The organism is Candidatus Stoquefichus massiliensis AP9 (assembly GCF_000455285.1).
GTDB classification, from domain to species: Bacteria; Bacillota_I; Bacilli_A; order Erysipelotrichales; family Coprobacillaceae; genus Stoquefichus; species Stoquefichus massiliensis.
In genome coordinates, this window is record NZ_HG005289.1 from 144,504 (window position 1) to 169,405 (window position 24,902).

At 29.7% G+C, this 24,902-nt stretch carries 24 protein-coding genes; 3 read left to right on the top strand and 21 right to left on the bottom strand.

Features of this window, described 5'->3' with window-relative positions; genetic code table 11:
• Positions 1 to 27 precede the first annotated feature (27 nt).
• The 7 genes from BN350_RS10415 to BN350_RS10445 form a co-directional block, all read right to left on the bottom strand.
• Entirely contained in the window at positions 28 to 882 is an 855-nt protein-coding gene (locus BN350_RS10415) for a MerR family transcriptional regulator (RefSeq protein WP_028043543.1), read from the bottom strand.
• Positions 883 to 896: 14 nt separating this feature from the next.
• Positions 897 to 1,640, bottom strand: a complete 744-nt coding sequence (locus BN350_RS10420; protein WP_028043544.1) for an ABC transporter permease — start codon at positions 1,638 to 1,640, stop codon at positions 897 to 899.
• Positions 1,637 to 2,359 carry an ABC transporter ATP-binding protein gene (locus BN350_RS10425; RefSeq protein ID WP_028043545.1) on the bottom strand — a complete coding sequence of 241 codons (723 nt, stop codon included), beginning with the start codon at positions 2,357 to 2,359 and terminating at the stop codon, positions 1,637 to 1,639. The genes BN350_RS10420 and BN350_RS10425 overlap by 4 nt, the downstream gene beginning before the upstream one ends.
• Before the next feature lie 103 nt (positions 2,360 to 2,462).
• Positions 2,463 to 3,164 carry an ABC transporter permease gene (locus BN350_RS10430; RefSeq protein ID WP_028043546.1) on the bottom strand — a complete coding sequence of 234 codons (702 nt, stop codon included), beginning with the start codon at positions 3,162 to 3,164 and terminating at the stop codon, positions 2,463 to 2,465.
• Positions 3,165 to 4,010, bottom strand: a complete 846-nt coding sequence (locus BN350_RS10435; RefSeq protein ID WP_028043547.1) for an ABC transporter ATP-binding protein — start codon at positions 4,008 to 4,010, stop codon at positions 3,165 to 3,167.
• On the bottom strand, positions 3,991 to 4,482 hold the full coding sequence (locus BN350_RS10440; protein WP_028043548.1) for a hypothetical protein: 492 nt from the start codon (positions 4,480 to 4,482) through the stop codon (positions 3,991 to 3,993). The genes BN350_RS10435 and BN350_RS10440 overlap by 20 nt, the downstream gene beginning before the upstream one ends.
• Positions 4,454 to 4,909 (bottom strand): LytTR family DNA-binding domain-containing protein, encoded by a 456-nt coding sequence (locus BN350_RS10445; RefSeq protein WP_028043549.1) that lies wholly within the window; start codon positions 4,907 to 4,909, stop codon positions 4,454 to 4,456. The genes BN350_RS10440 and BN350_RS10445 overlap by 29 nt, the downstream gene beginning before the upstream one ends.
• A gap of 160 nt (positions 4,910 to 5,069) precedes the next feature.
• Between BN350_RS10445 and BN350_RS10450 the strand changes: the two genes are divergently transcribed.
• Entirely contained in the window at positions 5,070 to 5,381 is a 312-nt protein-coding gene (locus tag BN350_RS10450) for a hypothetical protein (protein ID WP_028043550.1), read from the top strand.
• 154 nt (positions 5,382 to 5,535) lie between these two features.
• On the opposite strand, the gene BN350_RS10455 is transcribed toward BN350_RS10450, so the two are convergent.
• The 10 genes from BN350_RS10455 to BN350_RS19000 form a co-directional block, all read right to left on the bottom strand.
• Positions 5,536 to 6,291, bottom strand: coding sequence for a MurR/RpiR family transcriptional regulator (locus BN350_RS10455; protein ID WP_028043551.1), 756 nt, complete (start codon positions 6,289 to 6,291; stop codon positions 5,536 to 5,538).
• 76 nt (positions 6,292 to 6,367) lie between these two features.
• Positions 6,368 to 7,852 (bottom strand): glycoside hydrolase family 1 protein, encoded by a 1,485-nt coding sequence (locus tag BN350_RS10460; protein WP_028043552.1) that lies wholly within the window; start codon positions 7,850 to 7,852, stop codon positions 6,368 to 6,370.
• Positions 7,853 to 7,855: 3 nt separating this feature from the next.
• Positions 7,856 to 9,172 (bottom strand): PTS sugar transporter subunit IIC, encoded by a 1,317-nt coding sequence (locus BN350_RS10465; protein ID WP_028043553.1) that lies wholly within the window; start codon positions 9,170 to 9,172, stop codon positions 7,856 to 7,858.
• Positions 9,173 to 9,384: 212 nt separating this feature from the next.
• Positions 9,385 to 10,596 (bottom strand): HipA domain-containing protein, encoded by a 1,212-nt coding sequence (locus BN350_RS10470; RefSeq protein WP_028043554.1) that lies wholly within the window; start codon positions 10,594 to 10,596, stop codon positions 9,385 to 9,387.
• Positions 10,597 to 10,723: 127 nt separating this feature from the next.
• Entirely contained in the window at positions 10,724 to 12,013 is a 1,290-nt protein-coding gene (locus tag BN350_RS10475; RefSeq protein WP_028043555.1) for a TIGR02679 domain-containing protein, read from the bottom strand.
• Positions 12,010 to 16,017 (bottom strand): TIGR02680 family protein, encoded by a 4,008-nt coding sequence (locus BN350_RS10480; RefSeq protein WP_028043556.1) that lies wholly within the window; start codon positions 16,015 to 16,017, stop codon positions 12,010 to 12,012. Before BN350_RS10480 ends, BN350_RS10475 begins: the two co-directional genes overlap by 4 nt.
• Positions 16,014 to 17,144: a TIGR02678 family protein gene (locus BN350_RS10485; protein WP_028043557.1), complete on the bottom strand. Its 1,131-nt coding sequence runs from the start codon at positions 17,142 to 17,144 to the stop codon at positions 16,014 to 16,016. Before BN350_RS10485 ends, BN350_RS10480 begins: the two co-directional genes overlap by 4 nt.
• Complete coding sequence (locus tag BN350_RS10490; RefSeq protein WP_028043558.1) at positions 17,137 to 18,624, bottom strand: TIGR02677 family protein; 1,488 nt, start codon at positions 18,622 to 18,624, stop codon at positions 17,137 to 17,139. Before BN350_RS10490 ends, BN350_RS10485 begins: the two co-directional genes overlap by 8 nt.
• Positions 18,625 to 18,718: 94 nt before the next feature.
• Positions 18,719 to 19,588 (bottom strand): PIN domain-containing protein, encoded by an 870-nt coding sequence (locus BN350_RS10495; RefSeq protein ID WP_028043559.1) that lies wholly within the window; start codon positions 19,586 to 19,588, stop codon positions 18,719 to 18,721.
• 3 nt (positions 19,589 to 19,591) lie between these two features.
• Positions 19,592 to 19,894, bottom strand: a complete 303-nt coding sequence (locus tag BN350_RS19000) for an HIRAN domain-containing protein (protein WP_044600263.1) — start codon at positions 19,892 to 19,894, stop codon at positions 19,592 to 19,594.
• Positions 19,895 to 20,015: 121 nt separating this feature from the next.
• Between BN350_RS19000 and BN350_RS10505 the strand changes: the two genes are divergently transcribed.
• Positions 20,016 to 21,020 (top strand): WYL domain-containing protein, encoded by a 1,005-nt coding sequence (locus BN350_RS10505; protein ID WP_028043560.1) that lies wholly within the window; start codon positions 20,016 to 20,018, stop codon positions 21,018 to 21,020.
• A 1-nt stretch (position 21,021) separates the two neighbouring features.
• Entirely contained in the window at positions 21,022 to 21,423 is a 402-nt protein-coding gene (locus tag BN350_RS19005; protein WP_049945553.1) for a hypothetical protein, read from the top strand.
• Here the strand turns inward: BN350_RS19005 and BN350_RS10515 are convergent.
• The 4 genes from BN350_RS10515 to BN350_RS10530 all read right to left on the bottom strand — a co-directional run bounded on the left by BN350_RS10515 (position 21,405) and on the right by BN350_RS10530 (position 24,876).
• Positions 21,405 to 21,695, bottom strand: a complete 291-nt coding sequence (locus BN350_RS10515) for a cell division protein SepF (protein WP_028043561.1) — start codon at positions 21,693 to 21,695, stop codon at positions 21,405 to 21,407. The genes BN350_RS19005 and BN350_RS10515 overlap by 19 nt on opposite strands.
• A gap of 119 nt (positions 21,696 to 21,814) precedes the next feature.
• Positions 21,815 to 22,765 carry a trigger factor gene (gene tig / locus BN350_RS10520; protein WP_028043562.1) on the bottom strand — a complete coding sequence of 317 codons (951 nt, stop codon included), beginning with the start codon at positions 22,763 to 22,765 and terminating at the stop codon, positions 21,815 to 21,817.
• 152 nt (positions 22,766 to 22,917) lie between these two features.
• The gene (locus BN350_RS19010; protein ID WP_049945554.1) at positions 22,918 to 23,220 is read right to left on the bottom strand and encodes a hypothetical protein; all 303 of its coding nucleotides are present in this window, start codon (positions 23,218 to 23,220) and stop codon (positions 22,918 to 22,920) included.
• A 129-nt stretch (positions 23,221 to 23,349) separates the two neighbouring features.
• Positions 23,350 to 24,876 carry a hypothetical protein gene (locus tag BN350_RS10530; RefSeq protein ID WP_028043563.1) on the bottom strand — a complete coding sequence of 509 codons (1,527 nt, stop codon included), beginning with the start codon at positions 24,874 to 24,876 and terminating at the stop codon, positions 23,350 to 23,352.
• Positions 24,877 to 24,902 lie beyond the last annotated feature (26 nt).

A 24,902-nucleotide genomic window follows, 5' to 3' on the forward strand; every position in this document is an offset into this window, starting at 1 on the left:
AAACCTAAAGTTTTCACTCTAGGTTCCTTAATATGACTTTTCTATTTTACGTACTGGAAATTGAATCTCCGTTAACCATTCATCCTCTGTATCTTTATTCCATATTCCATCAATATATGATTCTCTTTGATAACCTATAATTTCATAACCACTTTCTTCAATATATTGCACGATTGCCTCATAGGCTTTTGGCAATGTGTAATAAGGACCTTTGTGCAACACACATGCTACTAAATCAACAGCTGGAAGAACTTTGAATTGAATAAGTTCGGTATCATCTTTCTTTTCTGTAACTGCTTCACAAATCTCTGCATGAATATCTGATTCTCGATATTCTTCATCATAATAAATTGTAAAACAATATTCTGGAATCGCACATTCACAGCCTGCCTTTTCCATTTCATTTCCCATTGCTGGCATATAATTGAATAAATCCTCATAACCGTCCATATGCACTTGCATTGATGCGATAATCACTTCAGGTATAGATTTCATCACAATGCGGTAATCACTATTCAAGCAATTACCTGAAAGATACCCTTCAACACGTGCAATCTGTTTTTGAATATCTGCCATTTCATGCAATAACTCACATTTTTTGCGTATCAGTAAATCTTTTTCTGACACACCATTACTGACTTTCTTGATGTCTTCTAATGAAAAACCAAGTTCACGCAATGCTAAAATGCTATGTAATTGTGGAAGCTGATCTGAGGTATAATAACGATAACCATTCATTTCATCTACATATTCTGGTTTAAATAAACCAATATCATCATAATGTCTTAATGCTTTAATAGTCACTCTATTCATTTGAGCAAACATTCCGATTTTATATAACTTTTGAGGTGACTTTTCTGCATAACAATTTTCTCTACTCATCATTCATTCCTCCCTTATTCCCACTGAAATGATACAACTGATATTATACATCCCACAATAGTAAATACAACTAAAATGCCAATTGAAAACAACAAATGCTCGTTTGTAACACCCATTGATATATCTTTCAATAATTTGATGCCATGTGTGAGTGGTAATATATTGGCAATATTTTGTAAAAATGGTGGGAATATTTCATATGGAATTGTGGCACCGGATAAAAATAACATTGGAAAATAGACAAAAGTTGTCACAACATTTGCAATTTTCACAGTTTTACATAGACTTGCTATTACCATTCCTAAACTAAACATGGATAGGACAACTAAGAAATAAGCGCCAATAAATGCCCAGACACTCCCTTGCATCTGATACCCAAAGCCAAACACAGCAACAAGTGAAACAATCACTGATGATAATAATGCTGTCATCATTGCTATCATGACTTGTACAAACAACATACTCATTGGACTGACTGGTGTTACAAAGAAATGTTTAAGAATCTTTTTATCTCGATAATCTGCAAAAGTCAATGGTAAGCCCATAAATGCTGTAGCACAAATGCCAACAGTCAATAAAGATGCAAAAGCACTATCCATAAATGTATATGAACCTTGACCATTGACAGTTTGATTACCAGCAATCATCCCAATCAAACATAAAACACCTACAGGCATTCCCACACCAAATATTAATCCATCTGGACAGCGTAATGCTAATTTTCCTTCAACTTTCAACATTGTCATCATTCTTTTCATACAAGTTTCTCCTCTCCCATATACCATAAGTAAGCTTCTTCCAGATTGTTATAAGGACTCTTCTTGATAATCTCATCAACCGTTCCTTCAACAATTTTTTGACCCTCTTTGATAAGCAAAACACGATCACATAGATTTTCTGCCTCTTCCATATAATGTGTAGTCAGTAACAATGTCATTCCCTGCTTTTTCAGCAGTTTTAAAATCTGCCAAACTTCTCGACGAGTTGTAACATCAAGTCCTGTAGTTAATTCATCTAAAAAAATGACTTCAGGATGAGGAATTAACGCAATAACAACTGATAATCTTTGTCTTTCTCCACCAGAAAGTTGAGCGACTGCCTGATGGATATATTGTTCTAATTGAAATTGTTTTAAAAGAGCATGATAATCTGCCGGATGACTATACATAGCTGCTCTTTCTTCACAGACTTCACCAACACGAATATTATTTTGATAATGAGATTGCTGTAATTGTACACCAACCTTTTCAAAAATAGTTTTTCGGTGCTTAGTTGCTTCTTTTCCTAATAATTTTGCCGACCCACTATCAGGTGTATTTAAACCAAGTATACATTCTATCGTTGTAGATTTGCCTGCCCCATTGTGACCTAAGAGTCCATAAACTTCTCCTTTTTCAACCTCAAAAGTCAGGTTATCAACAACTTTTCTGCCATCATAAGTTTTTGTTAATTGATGGACTTCAATACATTTATTCATCTTCTCCTCCTCCTTACAAACCTAGGATATATCCTCCTGTTAGGGGAGAGTCAAGTAAACAATCAAAAAAATTCAATAGTTGAAATCAACTATTGAATCCTATTTATGCTAATAGATTTCTTTTACGAAATAAACGAATATAAATGATAAGAAAAACAAATAAATTAGCAAGAATAATGAGAATTGCTTGAGTTGGAAACTCATTTAATGGTAATTTTGTTAAGACATTATTAATCTGTTGAGTAAAAAGAAAACTGCCAAACTTTTTGATACTCTCATTAAACATAGATAACATAGGAACAAATGCACAAATCATCATGGCTGGTACAGCTAATGAATTAGCCGCCATCTGATTTTTAGAAACAATACCAATAATACTTCCTATAAAAATAGATACAAGCATTCCTAAAGTACATATTCCAACAAAGTATAATAATTGTATTCCTAAATAACCCCCAGTAATTCCCATAATAATTAATCCAATAACTGTACAAATCATCACATAAATACTAATTCCTAAAATATACTCAATAGGTTTGACATTGGACATTATTAACATTCTTAAACTGCCAGTTTCTTTTTCACCACTGATAATACTTGAAAGAATAATAATAGGTGTCATCCCCACATACATACTAGCAAATAGAATCACAAAATACTCAGGTGGAACCATATTATCACTGACTGAATTTGTTAATACAATCGCAATAATTGGAAACATCACAATTTGTATTAAGACCTCTTTGTTTTTAAATGTTTCTTTTAGTTGTTTAATAAATATAGCTTTGATAATACGAAAACTCATTTAGCCCAACTCCTTTCCTGTAAGAGAAATAAAGACATTTCCTAGTGTTGGTTCTGATGAATGAATTGATTGTATATTTTCTGATTGGAATAATTGATAGATGTGTTGTGCACTTTCTCGATTGTTATTAAGAATATATTTTTGATGATCTTTGGTTGTTATAATGACTTTATTCAAATCATTATGTCTTTCACAAATTGTTACAGGTGAATCACACTCAATGATTTTTCCTTCATGTAATAGTGCGACTCTATGACATAATTTTGCTGCTTCTTCCATGTTGTGTGTTGTTAAAAAAATAGCTGTTCCTTTATCTTTTAACTCTAATAATAAGTTATGAATTTTTAATGTCGTCGCAGGATCTAATCCTGACGTTGGTTCATCTAAAAATAATATTTGTGGTTCATGCATAATTGCTCTTGCTAAAACCAATCTCTGTCGCATACCCTTAGAAAGTTCACTAACTGTTTTCTTACGATCATCATAAAGATGAACTTGCTTTAAAACTTTCTCTATCTTGGCTTTATCCAATTGATAAATCGATGCAAACAATGCCAGATTATCATAACAACTTAATCGTGTATAAAGACCCTCCTGATCTAAAACTAAACCAATATGTGTATAATCATCATGTGATAGTTTTAATGAATTTTTACCTAGTATATAAGATTTTCCACTATCTGGTGCTAATTGTCCTGTAATGATATGAATCAATGTGGTTTTCCCTGCTCCAGAAGGTCCAAGCAATCCAAAGATTTCACCTTTTTCTATTTCAATACAAATATCATTTAAAACTTGTTTTTGTGAAAATAATTTACAAATGTTTTCAATACGAATGGCTTCCATCACTATGTCCTCTTTTCTTATAATTATTTAATAATTCCTGATATTCCTGATTCTTTTTTCTTGTTGTATAAAGACTTATTGAAAAAGCCAAACCAAAACATAATCCAAAGGATACAATAAATCCAATCCATGCTCCTACATTTGTAAATGGGAACCAATCAAATAAATAAATATAAAGAATTGTCACTGCAATAACAATCATGAGTCGAAAGATAATTTTATAAAGGAGAAGTATTTTCTTCATAAACTTAGGATAATCAAAGATCGCATTAATAATAGCAATTATCAAACTTAATGAAAAAATTTGAAACAATGACGCATATGTGATATTTCCATTTTGAAACAATGTAGATATAGTAGTCACTTCATCTCCCACAAAACTTCCTATCACGCAAATAGACATCACACAGACTATAAAAGAAATTGCCGTTTTCTTCATAATATCAATGATTGTACGAATTGTTGTTTCCATCTGTATCTCCTTTCAATTTTCTTTTGAATTCTTTTGAATAAGTTCTTGAAACCAATATTTGATCTCTATTATCCAGATAAACCATAATACGTGAACCAATATCTGCTTTTAAGCTTTCTATATGATTCATATTCAATAAAGTTGATTTGTTAGCTCTGACAAAGGCATCACTCAGTTTTTCTTCTAACTGATATAACCATAATGGAGATTCATAACAGTCATCCTGTGTATAAATAAATGCTTGCTTATCAACCAATTCAATATAGTAAATAGATTCAATATCTAAGAGATATTGCTTTCCCCGTTTATAACCTACAAGTTTTGCATCTATATTATTTAAGATTGAAATAACTTTTTGTTTTTCCTGCATATTATCAAATTCAATATACAATGATAAATCTTGTAGATTCGTATCTTTGAATTTCATTTCTCCACACTCCTTATTTGCATTATAATAAGAATAAGCATAAATATCCACAAAATAAAACTCACTTGCCTCAAATGACAACCAAGTGACATTTATTGAAATGAGTTTCTTATTTATATAAGCTTATGTTATAATGAAAGTCATAAAAAGGAGTGTTTATATGTTAGCAAGATTACATGTTATTATATCTAGTGAAAAGGATACAGACTATCAAAAAGTCAAAGAAGAATTATTGAATATCAATCCTCAGTTTTCTATTTCACCTAGTCGTGAGTATGCAGGATTGAAAGGTCATAGTGAATTTTATATCACATGTGATTTACAAGAGAATGAAGTACAGCCATTACTTGATCAGTTGAATAATGATTGGGATGGAGAGATGGATGATTGTATTTGTTATGGATTTAATACAAAGATGTTTGATGAAATGGTTTATTATTTAGGGTTCACATATTTTAATGATAAAGATTAGAAGATGATCTTTTTTTCAAAATGCAGCCAGAAAAGAATATAAATTAAAAAAGTCTGAGTACACGTCAAGATGTAAAATCAGACTTTTTTAAAATACATTATCATTTCTATTTTTATTATTGTACCATTTAATTTCCGACTTATTATATCAATCTTTACTGTTTTCTTGAGATCATTTGCATACTAGCAATTAAAATATCAACAATATATCGAATTGCAAATTTATTATATTTTAAATCATATGAAGGAACAGTTAATTTGTTTTTCGAAAAATCCATTAATGAATTGCATGTAATCAGCCATGTTTTCACATCAGCTTTAAGAAGACGAGAAATAATTCTTTTGTTTAATTGGAAAATTGTTCCATTAGTACTTAAAATAATCAAAAGATGTCCTTTTTCAAAGTGATAATCTTTCACAAAATCAGTATCACAAATAATCACTGGAATACGTAAAGCACTTAATTCTACCTGAATGACATTACACAAAGAACGGTTATCTCCTTGAGCATAAAGGTAGACTTTTTGACTTTGAAAAATATCATTAATTAAACGATTCAAGGAAGAATAATTAATGTTTTTACTCACATGTGTAATAGCCTGTGATATCCCATTGGCAAATTGTTTTGAGTTGTGTGGCAAATCATAATCCTGCCGAAAGAAGATGGGTTTATCACGATAGGACTGACTATAATCTATACAGGCATCTTTAAATTCTAAATAGGAATGAAAGCCAAGATGTTTAGCACATTTTGAAATCTGTCCTTTTGACGTATAACAGTTTTGTGCAATCTCATCAATAGTCATATGTGACACTTCATTCATGTGCGATTTCACATAATAACAAAAAACATACATTGTTGTATGAGTATCAACACTATTTAAAACCTCATTTAATTTATCAATAATCATATTCTCAGCCCCTATCTGTTCTTTTTTATTATTATACAGGAAAAACTCTTGTTGAGATAGACAAGAGTTCTTTATTTTAATCCAAATCTTCCCCATGAGATGCAATGACTTTTTTGTACCAATAAAACGAATCTTTTTTATAACGATTAAATGTTCCATTTCCATAATCATCACTATCTACATAAATATAACCATAACGTTTTGTTCGTTCAGAAGTTCCAGCACTGACAATATCAATACATCCCCATGATGTATATCCAATTACTGGTATTCCCTCTTCAACACATATTTTCATTTGTGCAATATGTTCTCTTAAATATTGAATACGATAATTATCATGAATTTTTTTATCAGTTGTTAAGGTGTCATATGTTCCAAGACCATTTTCAGATATAATAATAGGTTTATGATAACGATCCCATATCTCATTAATTGCAATTCTTAATCCTATTGGATCAATTTGGAATCCCCAGTCTGTCACTTCTAAATTATTATTTCTGACTTTACGTGGATGGAATTCATCAATCACTTCTCCCTCTGGAACAAAAGCTACTAAAGATTCTTCATTTTCAGGATGAGCACATGTACATAAAGAATAGTAATAACTAAATGAGTTAAAATCAATAGTATTATCTTTTAAAATTTTAAGGTCATTTTCTTCCATGTGAATCTGAACTTGATTCTTTTGAAAATAGGCATTTGCATAAGTTGGATATTCTCCTTTTGATAAGACATCTAAGAAGAAATAATTGATACGGTTTGCAGTTTGAGCAGCCAAAATATCTTCTGGTGCATTTGTTTTTGGATAATATAGTGACAATCCTAACATCGAACCTATTTGAAATTGTGAATTGATTTCTCTTGCAAGTTTTGTTGTTAAGGCACTTGCAACAAACTGATGGTGTAAGGCTTGGAATGTTGTTTGGAGCTTGTTGTTTGATTTTTCAATAAAGATTCCACCACCCGTATAAGGCAAGTGTAATGACATATTGATTTCATTGAATGGTATCCAATATTTGACTTTATGCTTGTAACGTTCAAAAACAGTTTTTGCATAGGTTAAGAAGAAATCAATACATTTTCTATTTTCCCATCCATTGTATTCTAATGAGAGATGTAATGGCATTTCGTAATGTGATAATGTCACTAAGGGTTCAATTCCGTATTTTAAACATTCATCAAAGACTTGATCATAAAATTGCAACCCTTCTTCATTTGGTTCTAGATCATCACCATGAGGAAATATTCTTGGCCAACTAATAGACATTCTAAAGCATGTCATTCCCATTTCCGCCATTAAAGCAATATCTTCTTTAAAATGGTGATAGAAATCTACTCCCCATCTTTTTGGATAGTACTCATTATCATGCTGCCCAGCAATGATTTCAAGTGCTTCTGCATAAGTGACAGTTTCTGTATTTGTTCCTTGACTAACTTCTCTTGGTACAAACTTGACCATATCAGCAGTACTCAGTCCTTTTCCACCTTCATTATAGGCTCCTTCTAATTGATTGGCAGCCGTTGCACCACCCCATAAAAAATCACTAGGAATTTGACTCATAAATTACTCTCCTTCTCCATAATTTTCAATATTTTGTTTATTTGCCATTTTCACAAATGGTAGATAGATCAATACACAAATCACAAAAACAATACATACTGATACTGCTGTTTCCCATGACCCAGAAGCAGATAAGAATGCCTTAATTGGCTGTGGTGTTGTCCATCCAACATCTAAAGTCCCTGGCAATACAAAACCAGTCGAAATCATCAATGCTCCTAATGCCATAGAAACAATTGGTGAAAGAATAAATGGAATCACAAGAATTGGATTCAAAACAATTGGTAATCCAAAGATAATCGGTTCATTAATACAGAATAATCCTGGAATCAATCCAATTTTTGCAGTCTTTGTATAATCATCACGTTTCCATCCTTTACTTCTTGATAAAATAAGAATGGCAACAATCAATGCAAGTGTATTTCCTGTTCCACCTATACACCCATAATTTTCAAATAAGGCAAACCATGTATAAGGATATGGCGAACCTGCAGTTGTTCCTGCCTGTGCAGCATAAGAAATATTGGCAATATTCATAGAAGCATATAATGTTAAATAAATAGGTGAAACTGTAAATGTTCCGTGAATTCCAACTGACCATAAAATCATAGCCATAAGAATCAGTATTAACGGTGTAAATGGTGTTGCTCCTAATGATTGAATTGGAACCTGTAATAATGAATAGAGTAAAGCATTCATACCTAATGGTTCAATCAATGAAACAAGGTAAGCAACAATAGAAGTCAAAATAATCAAAATTGCAGATGGTACAGCAACCATAAATGACTTAGCGACTTCTGGTGGGACCTGATCAGGCATTTTAATCTTTAACTTATCGACTTTAACCAACTTACTAAATCCCCATCCAATCAGCAACCCAGCAATAATAGCGACAAAAATTCCATTAGCTCCTAAGTAAGAGTCAGTTAACATACCCTCTACTTTTGGTGGATACAAAACAAAGAATGCTGCCAAAGCAGTTAAGCCTGCTTTTAAACCATCTTCTTTATACTGTAATGCCATATTTCTTGCAATCAGAAAGACTACAAAGACTGCCATAAGATTGATTGTTCCATTTCCTACTGGTGATAAAACCGCTTGGAAATCATCTAAATTAGGAATCACTTTAACTAAAAATTGTCCAATAAAACCAGTAGAACTTAATAAAACAACATTAATACAAATCACAATTGATCCCACAAATGTTAATGGGAATATTTGTATAAAAGCATCACGAATCGCAATTAAACCTTTGATACTATTGAGTTTTGTTGCAAAAGGCATGAAATACTTTTCAAAAAATCGATTCAACGCTTGCATATCTTTTTCCTCCTATCGTTTGTTAAAAAGAGTTTGATTGACATGTCATAAATAATTTCTCTACATAGTAAGATTGATCAGATCTTATGTATTTGAGTTTCCCCTCTCTTTTCACCTTCATTATAGGTAAAAAACAAGAGTAAAGCAAAAAAGTTTCCAAAAATGGAAACCCTTACATTTATAATGTGACATTCTTCGACACATCCCATTCATTAATCATCAATAATGAGATGCTTATGGTACATGATTGATTCAAATAATTCTATTCTTTTTTCAAAAGACTTTTTCAACATATATATATCATCTTTATGAATAGGTAGTTCTTCTAGATATGTTTCTAGAAGTTCTTGAAATAAACCTGTGAGTTCATACATTTTATTGATTTGTTGATGAGAAATGCGAATAGAAAAAGTACGACAGACATTTTCACTCGATACAAAATCATGAGTAAAGAATTTCATATCAGTTTTTTCCTCTAACCAATATTTTCGAGAAACATTTGTGTTTAAACTTCTACCAGTATCAAATATTGGACATACAGATTCCCATTTTAATGTATCTAGATTTCTGATAACACCAAAATTACCAAGGTGACGATCTTCATTTGCAAGTATAAAATCTAACATATTCATTTTTTCAACATATTCTCTTGCATGAGGTACATGATGTTCATTTAAAATATCTAAATACAATTCATAATCAGCTGATGTATGGGTTATCTGTTTTTTTCTAACTTGAAGAATGTGATATGATGGAATAAATTCCTGATGGCTTTGAATCATGACAGGGCAAGCACTCACAAGTGCTCTTGATTTTGTTCCTGATAATGCTAAACATTGATATTCGACATAAGGCACTTTTAAAACTTCACACATCCTTGAAGCAATAACTTCACAAATAGCTTCAAATCTATAGATAGTATTTGCACCTTTAAATAAAATGTTTTTCCCATTCTTTTGAATCCAGCATTTACTAAGTTGTCCATTCGTAGAGGCATTAGGAGATATATTATAATCTGAAGACAATTGGAAATCAGAATATCTAAATGTTGCTTCCAAAAAATTATGTGAACTATAAGAATTATCAAAAAAATTGATATCTTCCCATAAAATATCTTCATTTTCTGGTAAAAACCAATACTGATCACTTAATGATAAACCATAATGCCTCATCATGAGTTCAGTCGTATTCGTGTATTTCAAACTTTTTAACAAGTATTGAAGTTCATCTCTCATTGGTGGAATTTTTCTGTCATTGAACCATTGATAAAAACTATGAGCGAGTTCTTTTGAATGACAATATTGCAATGACAAAGGTGCATAGGTGAGATCATAAACTTTACTTACACCTAGAAATGCTTGATATTCCTGTTGATACTCAAAATCTAATATTTTGATATTTCTATTCATCAAAGTATATCTCATAACCTCACACCTTTCTTTTATATTTTACATGTCATTGAATTTTATCATTAATTCGATTCTATTTCAAATTCTTATCTAAAATCTTTACATAAAAACTCTCATTTGTCTATAAACATATAATAATATTTTATTGTCTCACTACATTACATTCATATATTCTCATCATATAAGACTTTTTATACTCATCAATAAGTCCTTCCTGATATCCAAAGGACATACTCTCTTTTATCTTATCTGCAATTATTAATAATTCTTCATCTTGAATATTTTGTAACATTTGTAAACGATTTTGCGAAATTTCTAACTGATGAACTTTAATCTGTTCAAATAAGTCTTGATCATAACAGAATAATGTTAAATTCTCTTGATATTTCTGTTTGAGTTTATCTGCAATAACAAGACCTTCTGGATCAAAGTCGCCTGCATAAAAGAGATAACACCCACTTTCAACTAATTTATCCATTAACATATAAGTTGCCAAATTAATTTGTCCATTACTACTAATAAGTCCAATTGGTAAGCCTTGTTCTTTGATAAAAGATGACAACGTTCTAAAGACTGACGGATTCTCAAATATATAGATAGATTGAGGATAAAAACCTAATTGGATTTGATTGATATTATATAAGTTCATATTCCATGGTTCATATGCATGGTAAAAACCATGCCATGATGATATTGCACCTTGAGGAAGTATATGACAAATATAACAATAATTTGATAAATCATCTCGTAAGATGCCTGCTTCATAATAGACTCGTGTGATGTCTTCACTTGACTTTGAAACTTCACCTAAATGAAATAAAAATGCTATTCCTTTTAATAATAAATCTCTAGGTAAATCTTCATCAAAATAATGCGGATCTTTGGTGATGGTTTGAGAGAAAATGGCTAAAAGTTCATAACGAGATTCATATATAGGCAAATGATTCAAAGCATGACAAACAGACTTCAATATATCAAAATACTGTTTTGAATTATCTTCAAAGTATCTTTTGACATATTTATCAGTGCTCAAATAATCGGATAACCATTCATAACATTTTGTTTCTATAAATTGAGAAAGCAATACATCTTTAAATTGATTTAATTTCTTTTCATGGTGTTGTTTGATTTCTTTTTTTGAATAAACTTTCTGTTTTTTCAATAATTCAATAACTTTGAAGAAATCAACGCCTTCAAAGCGTGTCTTTGATAAAATGAGTTCAAATTGATGATATGTGATCTGGAGTTGTCCATTTGATATATGTAAGCCCAGCAATCCATTTAAACTCTCAATTTCTTGAGAGTTTAAATGGGATAATTGTATCTTGCCACCAAGATATCCTAGACTTTGATATTTTGTTATCCAAGCTTCAATGAATTGATCAAATGCTGGTTGATTGAGATAATCAGCAAATTCTTCCTCTAAAGTCATGAAACCCTCACACTCTTACTATGCCCATTCCAAATATAAGCAACAACAGTCACAAATGGTGCATTATTGGGTCTAAATAATTCATATATTGCAAGTGATGGACATGAAGGATAATCTCCCCATAATACCTGAGAATTCATAATATAATCAAATCCAAATTTTGTAATCAAAGCAAACATATTATCAATATTATTTTCATCCACTCCAGCAAAGGCTTCATCCAAAGCAATTAATAGTGGTGCATCTTCTCGTGCACTTTCAAATTTAGCTGCTACAGCGGAAAACAATGGAACGTACATTGACAATGCTTTTTCCCCACCACTATAGGCATAAAAAATATGGGAAGTTAATTCTTTGCGATTTTCATTAGGTTTCTTTGCAAATAATGTAAAATCAAACCATTCACGATAATCCATAACTTCTTTCATTAATTGATGGAAAGAAGCAGTTGTACTTTCATCTTGACTCATCTTACGTGCTGAAGCAATTTTAGAACGAAAATGATTAGATATTTTTTGACGATCATTTTCTTTTAAAATACGATAATCTTTTTCTAAGAGTTCAACAAGCTGCTGCGTATCCATTTGTTGATCATCAATGGCTTTACGACTTTTCCACTTAAGACTTAATTGTAATCCACTACTTGTATTCATTGATTGCATATAATCTTGAATCTTCTCTACCCAGCGGCGACTGACCTGGATGCGTTCTCTAATCTTCTTACCTATTGTATTGACGAGTATCTCTTCAAAAATATGTCTATCTTCTTCTTGAATAAGCATTTCTTGCATATCAATATTTGTTTTGAGAACTTCAATTAATTCTAAGAAAGACACTTTCTTTCCTTGATGAATAGCCTTTAAAATTAAACGATTAGATATATCTTCAACCTCATGACATAATTCAACATTTTCTTGAACGACATTATATTGTGATAAATAAGCAATTTGTTCAAAATAAACATGTTGTAATTGATTTTGATAATCCGAAATACTCTTCTTATTATTGAATTGTGCTGACATTGTTCTTAATTGTCTTATAAGCTCTTTATCATCACTATAATCTTTAATCACAAATTGATAATCGACTTCCTGAATCAAAATATCTTTATAAACTTGTACAATGACAGATTGACTTTCTTTTTCTTCTTCCTTAACAATTAATTCTTCATCAATATGTTTCAATTCATTTTCATAGATATCAAGATTTTTACTATAGTTTCTATATTCCTCTTCTAATTCAACCAAACGGTTTTCAATGGCTGTAAGTTTCTTAGCCAAATCTGTATAACCAGCTTCATCTAACTGCTTTTGAAGTGATTGTTTTCGATTCATAGCAATCTCTTTCTTTTGTTCATATTGATTGATTTCATAATTAAGATCATCTAAATCAATTAAGTATTGTTCATGTTTATTTGTTTCTAATTGTTTTAATTCTTGTGTTTGCTGTAATGTCATATAATCATCTTTAAATTTTTCAAAATAACTTTGATATTCTTGAATATCTTTTTTTCTTTCTATAAAAGCATTCTTTTGCACAGATAACAACATTTCAGAAGCTATTTTTTGTAATTCATTATAAAGATGAGACATCTTTTCACTCACTGATTGGATACGCATAAGAATAGATTCTAACTCTTTTTCTAAACGTGAATACTCAGCTCTTAATTGTTCAACTTGATTGATTTTCTTCTTTAATTCTTTTTCATCTTTAAATTGATGATATTCTTTATGAAGTAAAATCAGTTGATTTTGATAATGATCTTCTTTATCAATGTATTGTTGTAAAATGATTTCTTTTTCATGGATTTGCTCAGTCAATAATGCAATAGCATCCTCTTTCATTTTTAAACGACGTTTATATCCAATATAAACAGCTTGTTTACAATGAGAAATATTTCCTTCAATAATACCAGATTGGAAATATCTTTGGTGAATCATAAAATCATGATTTGCTTGAATGCCTAAACTTGACAATAACAATAATAATGTTTCTTTATCTAAAGGTTTATCAAAAACAAACGATTTTAATGCATCTAAAGACTGACTAGTCCATAAATAATAATCTTCACAACCTTCTGGTGATGATTCAATAAAAGAACGATGTGTTTCAGAAACAACCAAAGCATCTAAGAGTTTCATTTGACTTAATATTTCTTCAATTTGACTTTTATCTTGTTCACTCAATGCATCACTAAAATCGAGAAGCTTATATAAAGGAACATATTCAATATGATTTTCATCTAAATATTGTCTGTTGGCCAAGCTCTCCATCGTTTTTTCTGGTTCAGGATCACTCATGTTTTCCCATCTATCTTTTTCCTTTTTTAATTCAGAAATATCTTGATCTGTTTTTTCTTTTTTATTCATCATATCTATTTTTTGTTGAGTCAATTGAGTGAGTTGTTTTTGATGAACTTCATTTAAGATATTTTGTATAGATGAATAATCCTGTGATTTTTCATAATCAATCAATGATAATCTCAACATATCCATTTGATCTTGATGAAACTTTAAAACTTGATTTGTTTCATTATATTGGTAATAAAATTCAAGATATGATTCTACTGTTTGTTGATAATTGTCTTCAGCTTTATCAACACGATCTTGTGTCATTTGTAAATCACTTTTACAACGACTTTCTTGTTCTTCAAAGAATGCAATCTGTTCCCTTTGTTTATCATATGCATCCCATTTTTCAAGACCATTTTCAACTTTTCGTAATGTTTCATGTAAAATTTGACGTGTATAGGAAAAATCATAGTTTGATTTTCGATTATCAAAACAATCTTGAATAGCAATATGTTCACTTAACTGTAAGTTCTCATTTAAGATATCCATTTCTTTTAAAGTTAATTGACACTTTCTTTCATGTTCATCCATGATGTTTTGATAATGGTCTATCTGATTTTGAGTATTTTGACATGCTGATTCTTTTTGTTCTAAGGTTTGGTATTTCTTTTCTAACTCTTGTGTATAATCTTTTACATCTTTTTCTAACTGTGCGATATCTTCAATCCATTTTTCAATATCATTATTTCTTAATGAAGCTTGCTCTTTCTTTTTGACTTCATTTTCAATACGATTTTCCTGAAGTTTTTGTTTTGCTTCATCAATTTTTTGGAGGAAATCAGTACGTTCATTAGTCTTACTTGCAATCAGCTGATTTAACATTGATAATTCTTGATAAACTTTTAAATATTTATTCCATTTATCCATTAAGATTGCTTGATTATATGTATGATAGGCCTGCTCTAATGTCATTGCAGCATTCAAACTTTGTTTTAAACTTTCTAATTGATCTTGTAAATTATCCATATTAATAATCGCTTCACTCATTGGACGTAAGTCTTCATCACTTAAAGGCTGTAAAGATTTTGCTAAGATCTCATTGATTTTTTGAGGATTTAAGGAATTGCTGAGTTTTGGAGAACGTAATTGTAATAACAAACTGATGGCATCACTGTAATCATCAAGGTTTTCAAAACCAAACAATGCCTCATTGACACGCTTCATATATTCACCCTGAGATGAAATAACTTGGTTTCCTAATATATTTTTAAGCTGTTTTTCACTTAATGTTAAATGATTATGCATTAATGAAAAATCAATCCCAACTCTCCGATTATCTTCAATCACAAAATACCATGATTGCAATGGTTTTCCTTTTCTAGCACGTAAGCCCATGCCAATTGTTTTGTACAAATCACTATCCTGACGCTTAAATTCCAAATAGAGATAACCGATTCTTTCCTCACGATCACTGTTTTCATCAATTAAATATGTTTCCATTTTTCTTGATCTTGTCCCAAAAGAATCCAATCTTTCACTACTTTTATTCCCATCTAATAGTAAAGGGATAAAACTCTGCATTGTGACAGATTTCCCACTCCCATTACTTCCTCTTAACAACATATGGCCATCTTCAAACTCAAAAGTTTCATTTTGATAACACCAAAAATCAACCAATCCCATTTTGTGCATATGCCAACGACTTAAATTCATGATTTATCCCCCTCTCCATCGAACTCTCCAACCAGTTTTGCAACAACTGGATAAAATAAAACATTCTCTTTTTCTTCTTTTGCAAAGCCGATTTCCAACATGCGCTGATAAACTTCATTCACAAGCTGTTCAATACTTTTTTGACGATATGTTGAAGGTAAAAACTGATGCTGTTTTTGAATAGCAATTCTCATTCTTTTCAACATTCTTTCTTTTTCTTCATAATAAATTTCCTGACTATCAATATGATAATCTCCATTTTTAATACCTTTACGAATCTGACTACAACAGATAATGACCAGTTCATCTAAAGCATTACTCTTTGGAAAGAGTCTTCCCACCCGTACTTCTTCATCTAAAATCAAATAGGCACTTGATTGATAAACCTGTAAATCGCATGGAAAGAATTGATTAAAATCATTTTGAATTCTTTTCCGATAATTGCGAATGTAAGAAAAATCATCATTCAATTCATCATTTTCACGGTAGATTCCACATGACAATAATAGTCTTCTATAAATACGCTGTCGACGAATCACACCACGATCTCTTTCATTTTCGTTTAGCCATTCATTTTGCATAAATTGTGATGGTTCGTTCCATTCAAAAATATCAGTTGTGAAATTACGCATAAAATATCTAGATAATCCTGTATTTTCAAATAAAGCTTCAACTTGTTGATCTTGAATAAAATGATCAGTATTTCCATCATCTTGTACAATTAACTGCTCTTTCATACAAAATTTTAAAACACTAACAAGCATTTTACGATGTGCATGTTTTAACCAATACTCTTCGTTGACTTTTAACTGAACTTGAATGAATTCGGTTAAATGAGAAAGAATGAATTGTTCTTCAATTTCTCTATCTTCTAAAAAAATCAAGACATAACAAAGAATCTGATATTCTTCAATCGTTTTAAAATCTGTAATTCCCATCCATGGTTCTGGTTTTCCAGGGATTTTATCAAGGCGAATAAATTGCTGATGAGAAACAAGTGAGTAACCTAATTTATCTTGAAATAAATTTCTAAGTTCTTTCATGTGATCTTTTATTTTATAGTAACGGTCTCGATCATCACGTTTCAATATCCATCTTTTTGATAAAAGTGTTTCTACATTATTCATGGTGAGCCTCCTTAAATACAATTTTAAATGATGGCATCAGGAAATCTCCATCTTGACAATGTAAGACACAAGTCTCCTTTTCGAGACTTTTATCTATATAGTAATGATCTCCATAATCAGTCTTGGATGAAAGTGATTCTTGTGCCAGAGCTTTTGATAACCAGATGAGCAATGTCTTACGTGTTGATGAATCAATTTTTGGTAAGGAAGCAAAATCAATTTCACCATTGATAATGAGTTTTTGAATAGACTCTTTTTGTTTAGCTAATTCTGCTTCTAATTCCAATTGATTCATTTTTCGCTCTAATGAATAATCTTTCGCTGGTTTACGCAATGTCTTTTTTCTAACAATTCGTGAATGCGGATCAAAACGGATTGAAGACGGACTTTCCTGATAAACACCCATATGAATATCTTCACTTAATCTGGGCTGAATATGCGTTAAATGTAGACAATCTTCAACTCCAAAAACATAGGCACTTAAACAATGTGCTTCTTCTATATTTTCACATTTTGTAAATATATCAGCAATATATTGATATTGTTCTTTACGATTTGAACCACGGTTTATCATTTCTGAAATTTGTTGAGCATATCTTGTCATTTTACGGATAATTTCATTAGTGATTTCATAGAGTTTATCCATTTCATTTGATCCATCTTCGCCTACAAACCAACGATGAAGACTTGCCCATTTTTCTTTGAAATTCTGATAGACTTCCTTTTCATTCAGATCATAACCAATTCTTGGAATAGAAATTTCATACTGAGCTGCTTTTTGGAAAATTATTTCAAGTTCGCTGATATCTATTTGCATCAATACACTTGCAATTAAGTTCCCATTATTTTGCATTTCCATAACAAATGTTCTTAAGTACATAATGATTTTATCTTTATAGACAAGAAATTCTGTTGTTTTCATCAGTTCTTCTGCTTTTGCACTGTTGAGCATTTTGATGTAATCCTGATAGTTTTGATTCAAGCGTACAAAATCATTCATCAACAATTGCAACCAACCATGAATGTTCATATCATCTTGTGATTTTATATTGGATATTTGTAATATTTGTTTATAAATACGTTCTAATAAAGTAGGTTCTAAAGAAGCACCTTCGATTTCCAAATTCTCTAAACGAATGGTCATTCTTTCTATCTCAACAGTATATTCGCTTAACTGATAACGATATTTTTTATTTTTAAAATCCTCAATTGTTCTGACTTTATTGCTGTCTTGCATGGTTGTGAGGTTTCCCCAATTAACAAGCATTTGTAAATCCTGCTGACATTGTTCTAGTGTATAATTCTCATATCCTTCTATTTTATGAATCTCTTCATAAACATCTTCTTTATGTAACCAGTTATGAATTTTTTCATATTCAAGATAAAAATATCTAATGATCATACGATATCGATCAACATTTTCAGCTCTTAAATAGTTGACTTCATAGATGGGTTTTATTAATTTATCATTGATTTGCATGAATATTCTCCTTAAAAGTGGATATAAGTATTATAACGAATTTTATCACCAATGCCTACAAATTTCGATAATATTTACACTCTATACTCTTTTATTATGATGAATGTATAAACTGATTGAATAATTGTACTCCTTCATTTTGTCCAAAATGATTGACTAAGCATTTCTGTAATGTTTCATTCTTTAAATAAGCCTCTTCAATATAAGGATGAATATTCATCTGCTTGGCTTTTACTAATAATTCTCTTGAATAATATTTTTGATATTTCTTTTGAAGATTGTCCATTAATAAACAATAATCTTCATTTACTTCTTCTAAAGTCTGATAGCGTTTTTTGACATTACCAGAATGATATAATGCAAATTGATTTAGATAAATATCAAATTCAATAAAAATTTTTACTCCTGATATTTCTTCCACATATTCATCAATAATAAAAATGCTTTTTTCTGATTTTGTCAGTGACTTTTTTAGACTCTGCATTGTTTGATATGTCGAAATACGTTTTAGCAATTCTTGATGACATTGTTTGAGTATTCTTTGAGCATATGGATTTGTTGTATAATAACAGTACATTGATAAAGGATATCTTTCAATGTGATGATTAGGAAATTGCAGTTTCATAAATTCAATAGCAGCATCATACCCTTTATCCTTAGAAACAATAATGACCTTTTGTTTACGAGATAAAACATGTAATAAGTTTCCTAATTGAGAAACAATACAAAAATCCATGGCATTCTTTGCTTGATTTTGTTTCACAATTTTTTTAATATTAACCACTTCAACTTGTCTAGAGTATTGTTCAAGCTGATGATGAATTTTTTCTAGTACATTTTGATCACTTATAAACAAATAAATATAAACATCTTTAGGCAATTGATTAGGCAATTGATACCCAACATTTTCACTATCAATTAAAAATATTTTTTTGTACTTTCTCATTTTTAATCTTTTTAACATAAATTATTCTCCTGAATTGACTGACAAAGATGCTATTGCAACATGATGAATAACAACCAATATCTCAGCGACTACATTATCACCAATTTTGTCATATAATCTTCCAGCTGAATAGGTCCCTTTTGCAACTGTATGAATACTATTAGCTACATATCCTATTTGTATTGTGTCGTTCATATAAACGCCTATGGCTTCTTTGTCATACTTGTTTGAAGGTTCTTTTTTTAAAATAACTTTTTGATGCGCTTCTAGATCTGCGCTTTCAATAAAATGCGAAATTCCTGTGATTGTAATCATATAATCCATAATATCCACCTCTTGAATCCAAGTATAAACTATGCGACAAGAAAATACATGCTTATATAAGCATACATTATTGATTTTTGTGTATTAATCTTTTAATATATAAGAAAGAAGGTGCTTATCAATGAAAAGAAACAAAGACAGTCAATCATTCATTAAATTTCTTGCTGTGGTAGATATTATTATTAAAAACAGTGATGAAAAACATGCTTTAACAGTGAAAGATATTCAGGAAAAAATTTACGCACTGCAGTATGATTTTAGCATTGATTATCGTTTAATTAAAAAATATGTGCAGTATTATAATGAATATTATGAAGATACAGTGATAGCCTGTTATCATCAAGGTAGAAATGACTACTATTATTTTATCAATACTTCGCTTGATACAATGGAAGCAAAAGCCATTGTTGATTTGGTATATAGTTCAGATTTCTTCACTTTAAAAACAAAGGAAAACTATAAGAAGAGAATTCAAGATATGTTTAGTGTTCATTATCAGGCTTATTTTAATAAAAAATTAAATCTGCATATTGTAAAAAATGAGAATGATCAAGTTTTCTATAAAGAACTTGAAACAATCACAAGAGCCATTCATGAAAAAAAGAAAATCAGTTTTATTTATCAAAAACCAAGTTTAAATCATGATATAAAACTGAAAAGAGTAGAGTTGGCCCCGATTGATACTTGCTTTTCTAATAATGAATATTATTTATTATGCCAAGGAGCAAGAAATCCTAATGATTGCTTACTGTATCGCTTAGATTATATAAAAGATGTTGAGATTATAAAAGACTCAAGTTTTTTCTATGATGAGTATCAATTGCAATGTTTCCATGAAAAACTGAAAAATACAACTTATATGTATGGAGAAGGAAATTTGGAAACAATTGAATTGGATTTTGATCAATCTATCTATTCAAATATGATTGATAAATTTGGGAAAGATATTAAGCCTTACGATATTGGAAATCAAATTTATAGGGTTCAAGTGAAACATATTATTAATAGCACTTTTTATTCATGGATTATAGGTTTTGGTGGAAAGATTCAAATTTCTGGAAATCAGGAGCAGATTCAAAGATTTAAAAATTTTTTGAATCAGCATTTTATCAATCATGATAAATGAAATGATTAAAGAAATTAAGAGTCTAGAATGGAAAATAAAAAACAATAAGGATTTCATGAATGAAAATCCTTATGCTTTTTATACTTTTATTGAGTTGTTGTATCATTTTATTCATATCAAATATCCATTAGAAAAAGATTCATATATTTATCGAAAAGCTCATATCAATGCCAAATTATTTTCAAAAATTAGAAATCCAAAATATCATCCTTCAAGAAAAACAGTTGTTGCTTTAGGACTTGCTTTAGAACTTACCTTGGAAGAATTTGAATTATTACTAACAAGTGCACAGTATGCATTGGCTTTAAATAATGAATTTGATATTGTTATTATTTATTGTATCCAACATCATATTTATGATCTTTTTACAGTTAATGAAATTCTTTATGAAATGGGCTTATAATCGAAATCATATGGAATAAAAAGATAAATATTTTGACTCAAAACGACCTCCTGAACATCTAAAACAAAAGTTATTCCTGAAATAAAATCTAATGTTCTGATGAGATAGTTTTCATCTATGATACAAATAACAAAGTTATGATTTTTAATATCTTCACCTATTTTATCTAACAAATCATAATTATGAATTTTATATTGAACAATTTTATATTTTTCTTCATCCCTATCTCCCTCTTCTTCATTCATTAACCATTCTTTTATTCTCTTTATCATTTATATTCTCCCTTCTTTTACTTTTATTATAAATATCTGGATTTGTTTTTGTTCTCTTTTAAAGAGAACTTTTTTATATAAGAAAAGACTCATTCCCTTAAGAATGAATCTTCATTTTATTAATTATTAATTTGAGCACTTTGAATAACTAATTGACTTGCTTTCATACGATTATAATCACGTTTCAAGTCATCTGGTTGAATTCTTGTTAAAACATCTTCTTTAGTCATTTGATTTTGTTGAGCAATCATTTCAACTTGCTGATCTACTTCTTCATCAGTTGTTGTTATGTTTTCAACAGTTACAATTTCATCAATAATTGCTTCAAAAATAGCTTGTTGTCTAGCTGATGGTTCTAATTGCTGACGTAATATTTCTTCATTTGCACCAGTCATTTGTAAGTATTGTTCTAATTGCATACCTTGTTGAGCTAATTCCATACGGATATGCTGAATATGTTGTTCCATTGCTCTTTGAATATCTTCATCACTTACTTCTACATCACTTGCTTGAATCAACTTATCGAAAATAGCATTTTCTACATCTGTTCTATACTTTTGATCATGTTGTGATTGAAGTTGAACTTTCATCTGATTTTGTAAATCTTCAACTGTTTCCATATTTGGAACATTTAAAGATGCCACAAATTCATTGTTTAATTCTGAATCTTTCTTATTTTCAATCTTATGTAATTTAACTTTGAAAATAACATCAGCACCAGCTAAATCAGCCATTCCATAATCTTCTGGGAATGTAAGATTTAAATCTCTTGTTTCCCCTTTTTTCATACCAATCATTTGTTCCTCAAAACCAGGAATAAATTGTCCTGATCCAATTTCTAACTGATGTCCTTCTGCTTTTCCACCATCAAAAGCAATACCATCTTTAAATCCTTCAAAATCAATTGTTGTCATATCTCCATGCTCTACTTCACCATCTTTTTCTACAAAAGTGGGATTTTGAGCAACCATAGCTTCGATTTGTTGATTGACTTCTTCATCAGTTGCAGTATGTTTTTCTACTTTGACTTCAATACCTTTATATTGTCCTAATTTGTTAACTTTTCCCATAAATATTTCCTTTCAATTTGACATGTGCCCATTGTAACATAAACATTACAAGAAAATCAATTTCTTTCATGTAAAATCGAAATTTTAACGATTAAAGTATTCAACTAGAAATCATCACTATTATAATTTTATATATTTGATATCATATGTGTCTACCAATCAATCTCATAATTATTGTATTCTTTAACAGTTCTAAGCCAATCTTCTTTTTGACACTTAATTATACTCACTAATTCTGCATAGTCTTCATTATTTATGAATTTATTTTCAAACATGACTTTATAGAATTTCTTTAGGCTCGCACAGTTTTCTTTAACAGTTGTCGCTGTTGACCACATTGCTTTTCTAATGAACCAATTACCTAGAAATTCATTAATTACATAACATCCCATAACCATCTTTCTAGGTTCATAATAAAGTAAAAACTCATTGATATAAAATTCAACATTATTCATATGTTTTCGTATTGTTTTCTCAACAAGCCCTTCTTTTCTTAAATCCCATAAAAAACATTTAAATATTTTTCATTTTCAGTTTGAATGCCCTTTAATTCATCTGCATAATTCATTTTTATTTTCTCCTATCTAATTGACAATAATAGGTAATGTTTTATGTATTTCCGTATTCTTTATACTTTCTATGATTCTTGATTGAATTCCTGATCCCATCTGAATATTTGTTCCTTCAATAACTCCGTCATATAATATTTTCCCTTTATATGGAACTAACACTAATTTGCACATATAAGGAAGTTCTTGAGATGGAATGACTTCATCTAGATTACTCACTCCGCCAATAATAGCATAAAGAATATCTTGATCATCCATAATTAATGTATAGTTTTTCTCATATTTAACAATGATACAATTCACCATAATAGCATTTTTCACTTCTTCAATCTGTTTTAATATTGTACTGTTTAAATGATTTGGATTACGTTGTATATATTCGTCAATAATTGACATGTCCTCAAACATTTTATTTCTCACTTTCACTTGATCTAATGGTTCTACATGTCGTGCAGTAGCTAAATGATTTTCTTGTATAATATGATACTTTTTATTCACATAATCCAATAAGTTCATATACATTTTATAAAAATACTTTGCTTCTTTTTCACCAAGACATGCACGAATTTGTTGAACTGATTTTAAGTACTTTGAATTATTTTCTTTTTGCTCTTCTTTTTCTAACATTTCATTTATTGTCATTCCATTAAAAATTGCTATAGGTATGTCATTCATAGCATTTTTAATACATTTTAATAATAGAGGAGACAATTTATCTTTTAAATATGGAAATCTTAAAAAGAAATCTTCAATATCTTGATAGTTATGACCTAAATTTAACATAATCATAAGATTTTCTTTTATGTTATCTCTTGCATATTGTGATTTAATTTGGTTTATTTGATCATATAATTTTTTGATTTTAGAATTTGAGATATCGAAATCATATTGGGCAATATTCATTAATGAATTATATTCAAATATCTTTACATAAAGTGGACCTTCATTTTGTATTTCCATATGTTCATCAATATATTCATCGAATATTTTATAAACAATATAATAACCGTATTCACTATCTATAATCTCATAATACTCTCTGGCAATTCGATTTTGTAAGACATCTCTTTCTAAATCTAAATGGGTTCCATTGATTTCATTGAAGATATTTATCATTTGATTTAAATTTTGTTCTTTAATAATACCATATCCTTTAATCATTCCTATTACCAAATGATTCATTTCATCTCTTTGTTTTGCTGCCTCTAAATCAAAAGTTTTTATTTTCTCTTTTATAAAAGGTAAAATATCTTCGTGAATACAAAATGTTTTATAATCAATAAAATTCAATAACAGTAATTGATAAAGATGGCTCTTTTCCAATGTTAAAATATTACCATTTTTGATGATTTCGTTTAATTCTATCATATCTTGATAAGATAAGCAGAGTTCTAAATGATTATCTTCTCTATAATAATCAAAAATTTCTTTAATCATCTTCTTTCGCGTTATTTTTTCATATTCTTTTGGAATCTCTACTGTTCTATAATATATTTCGTATATAAATTCTTTTCTCACGGTTTTTGTTATGTCTTCTATCATATTATCACCCTTTCTTCTTATAGAGT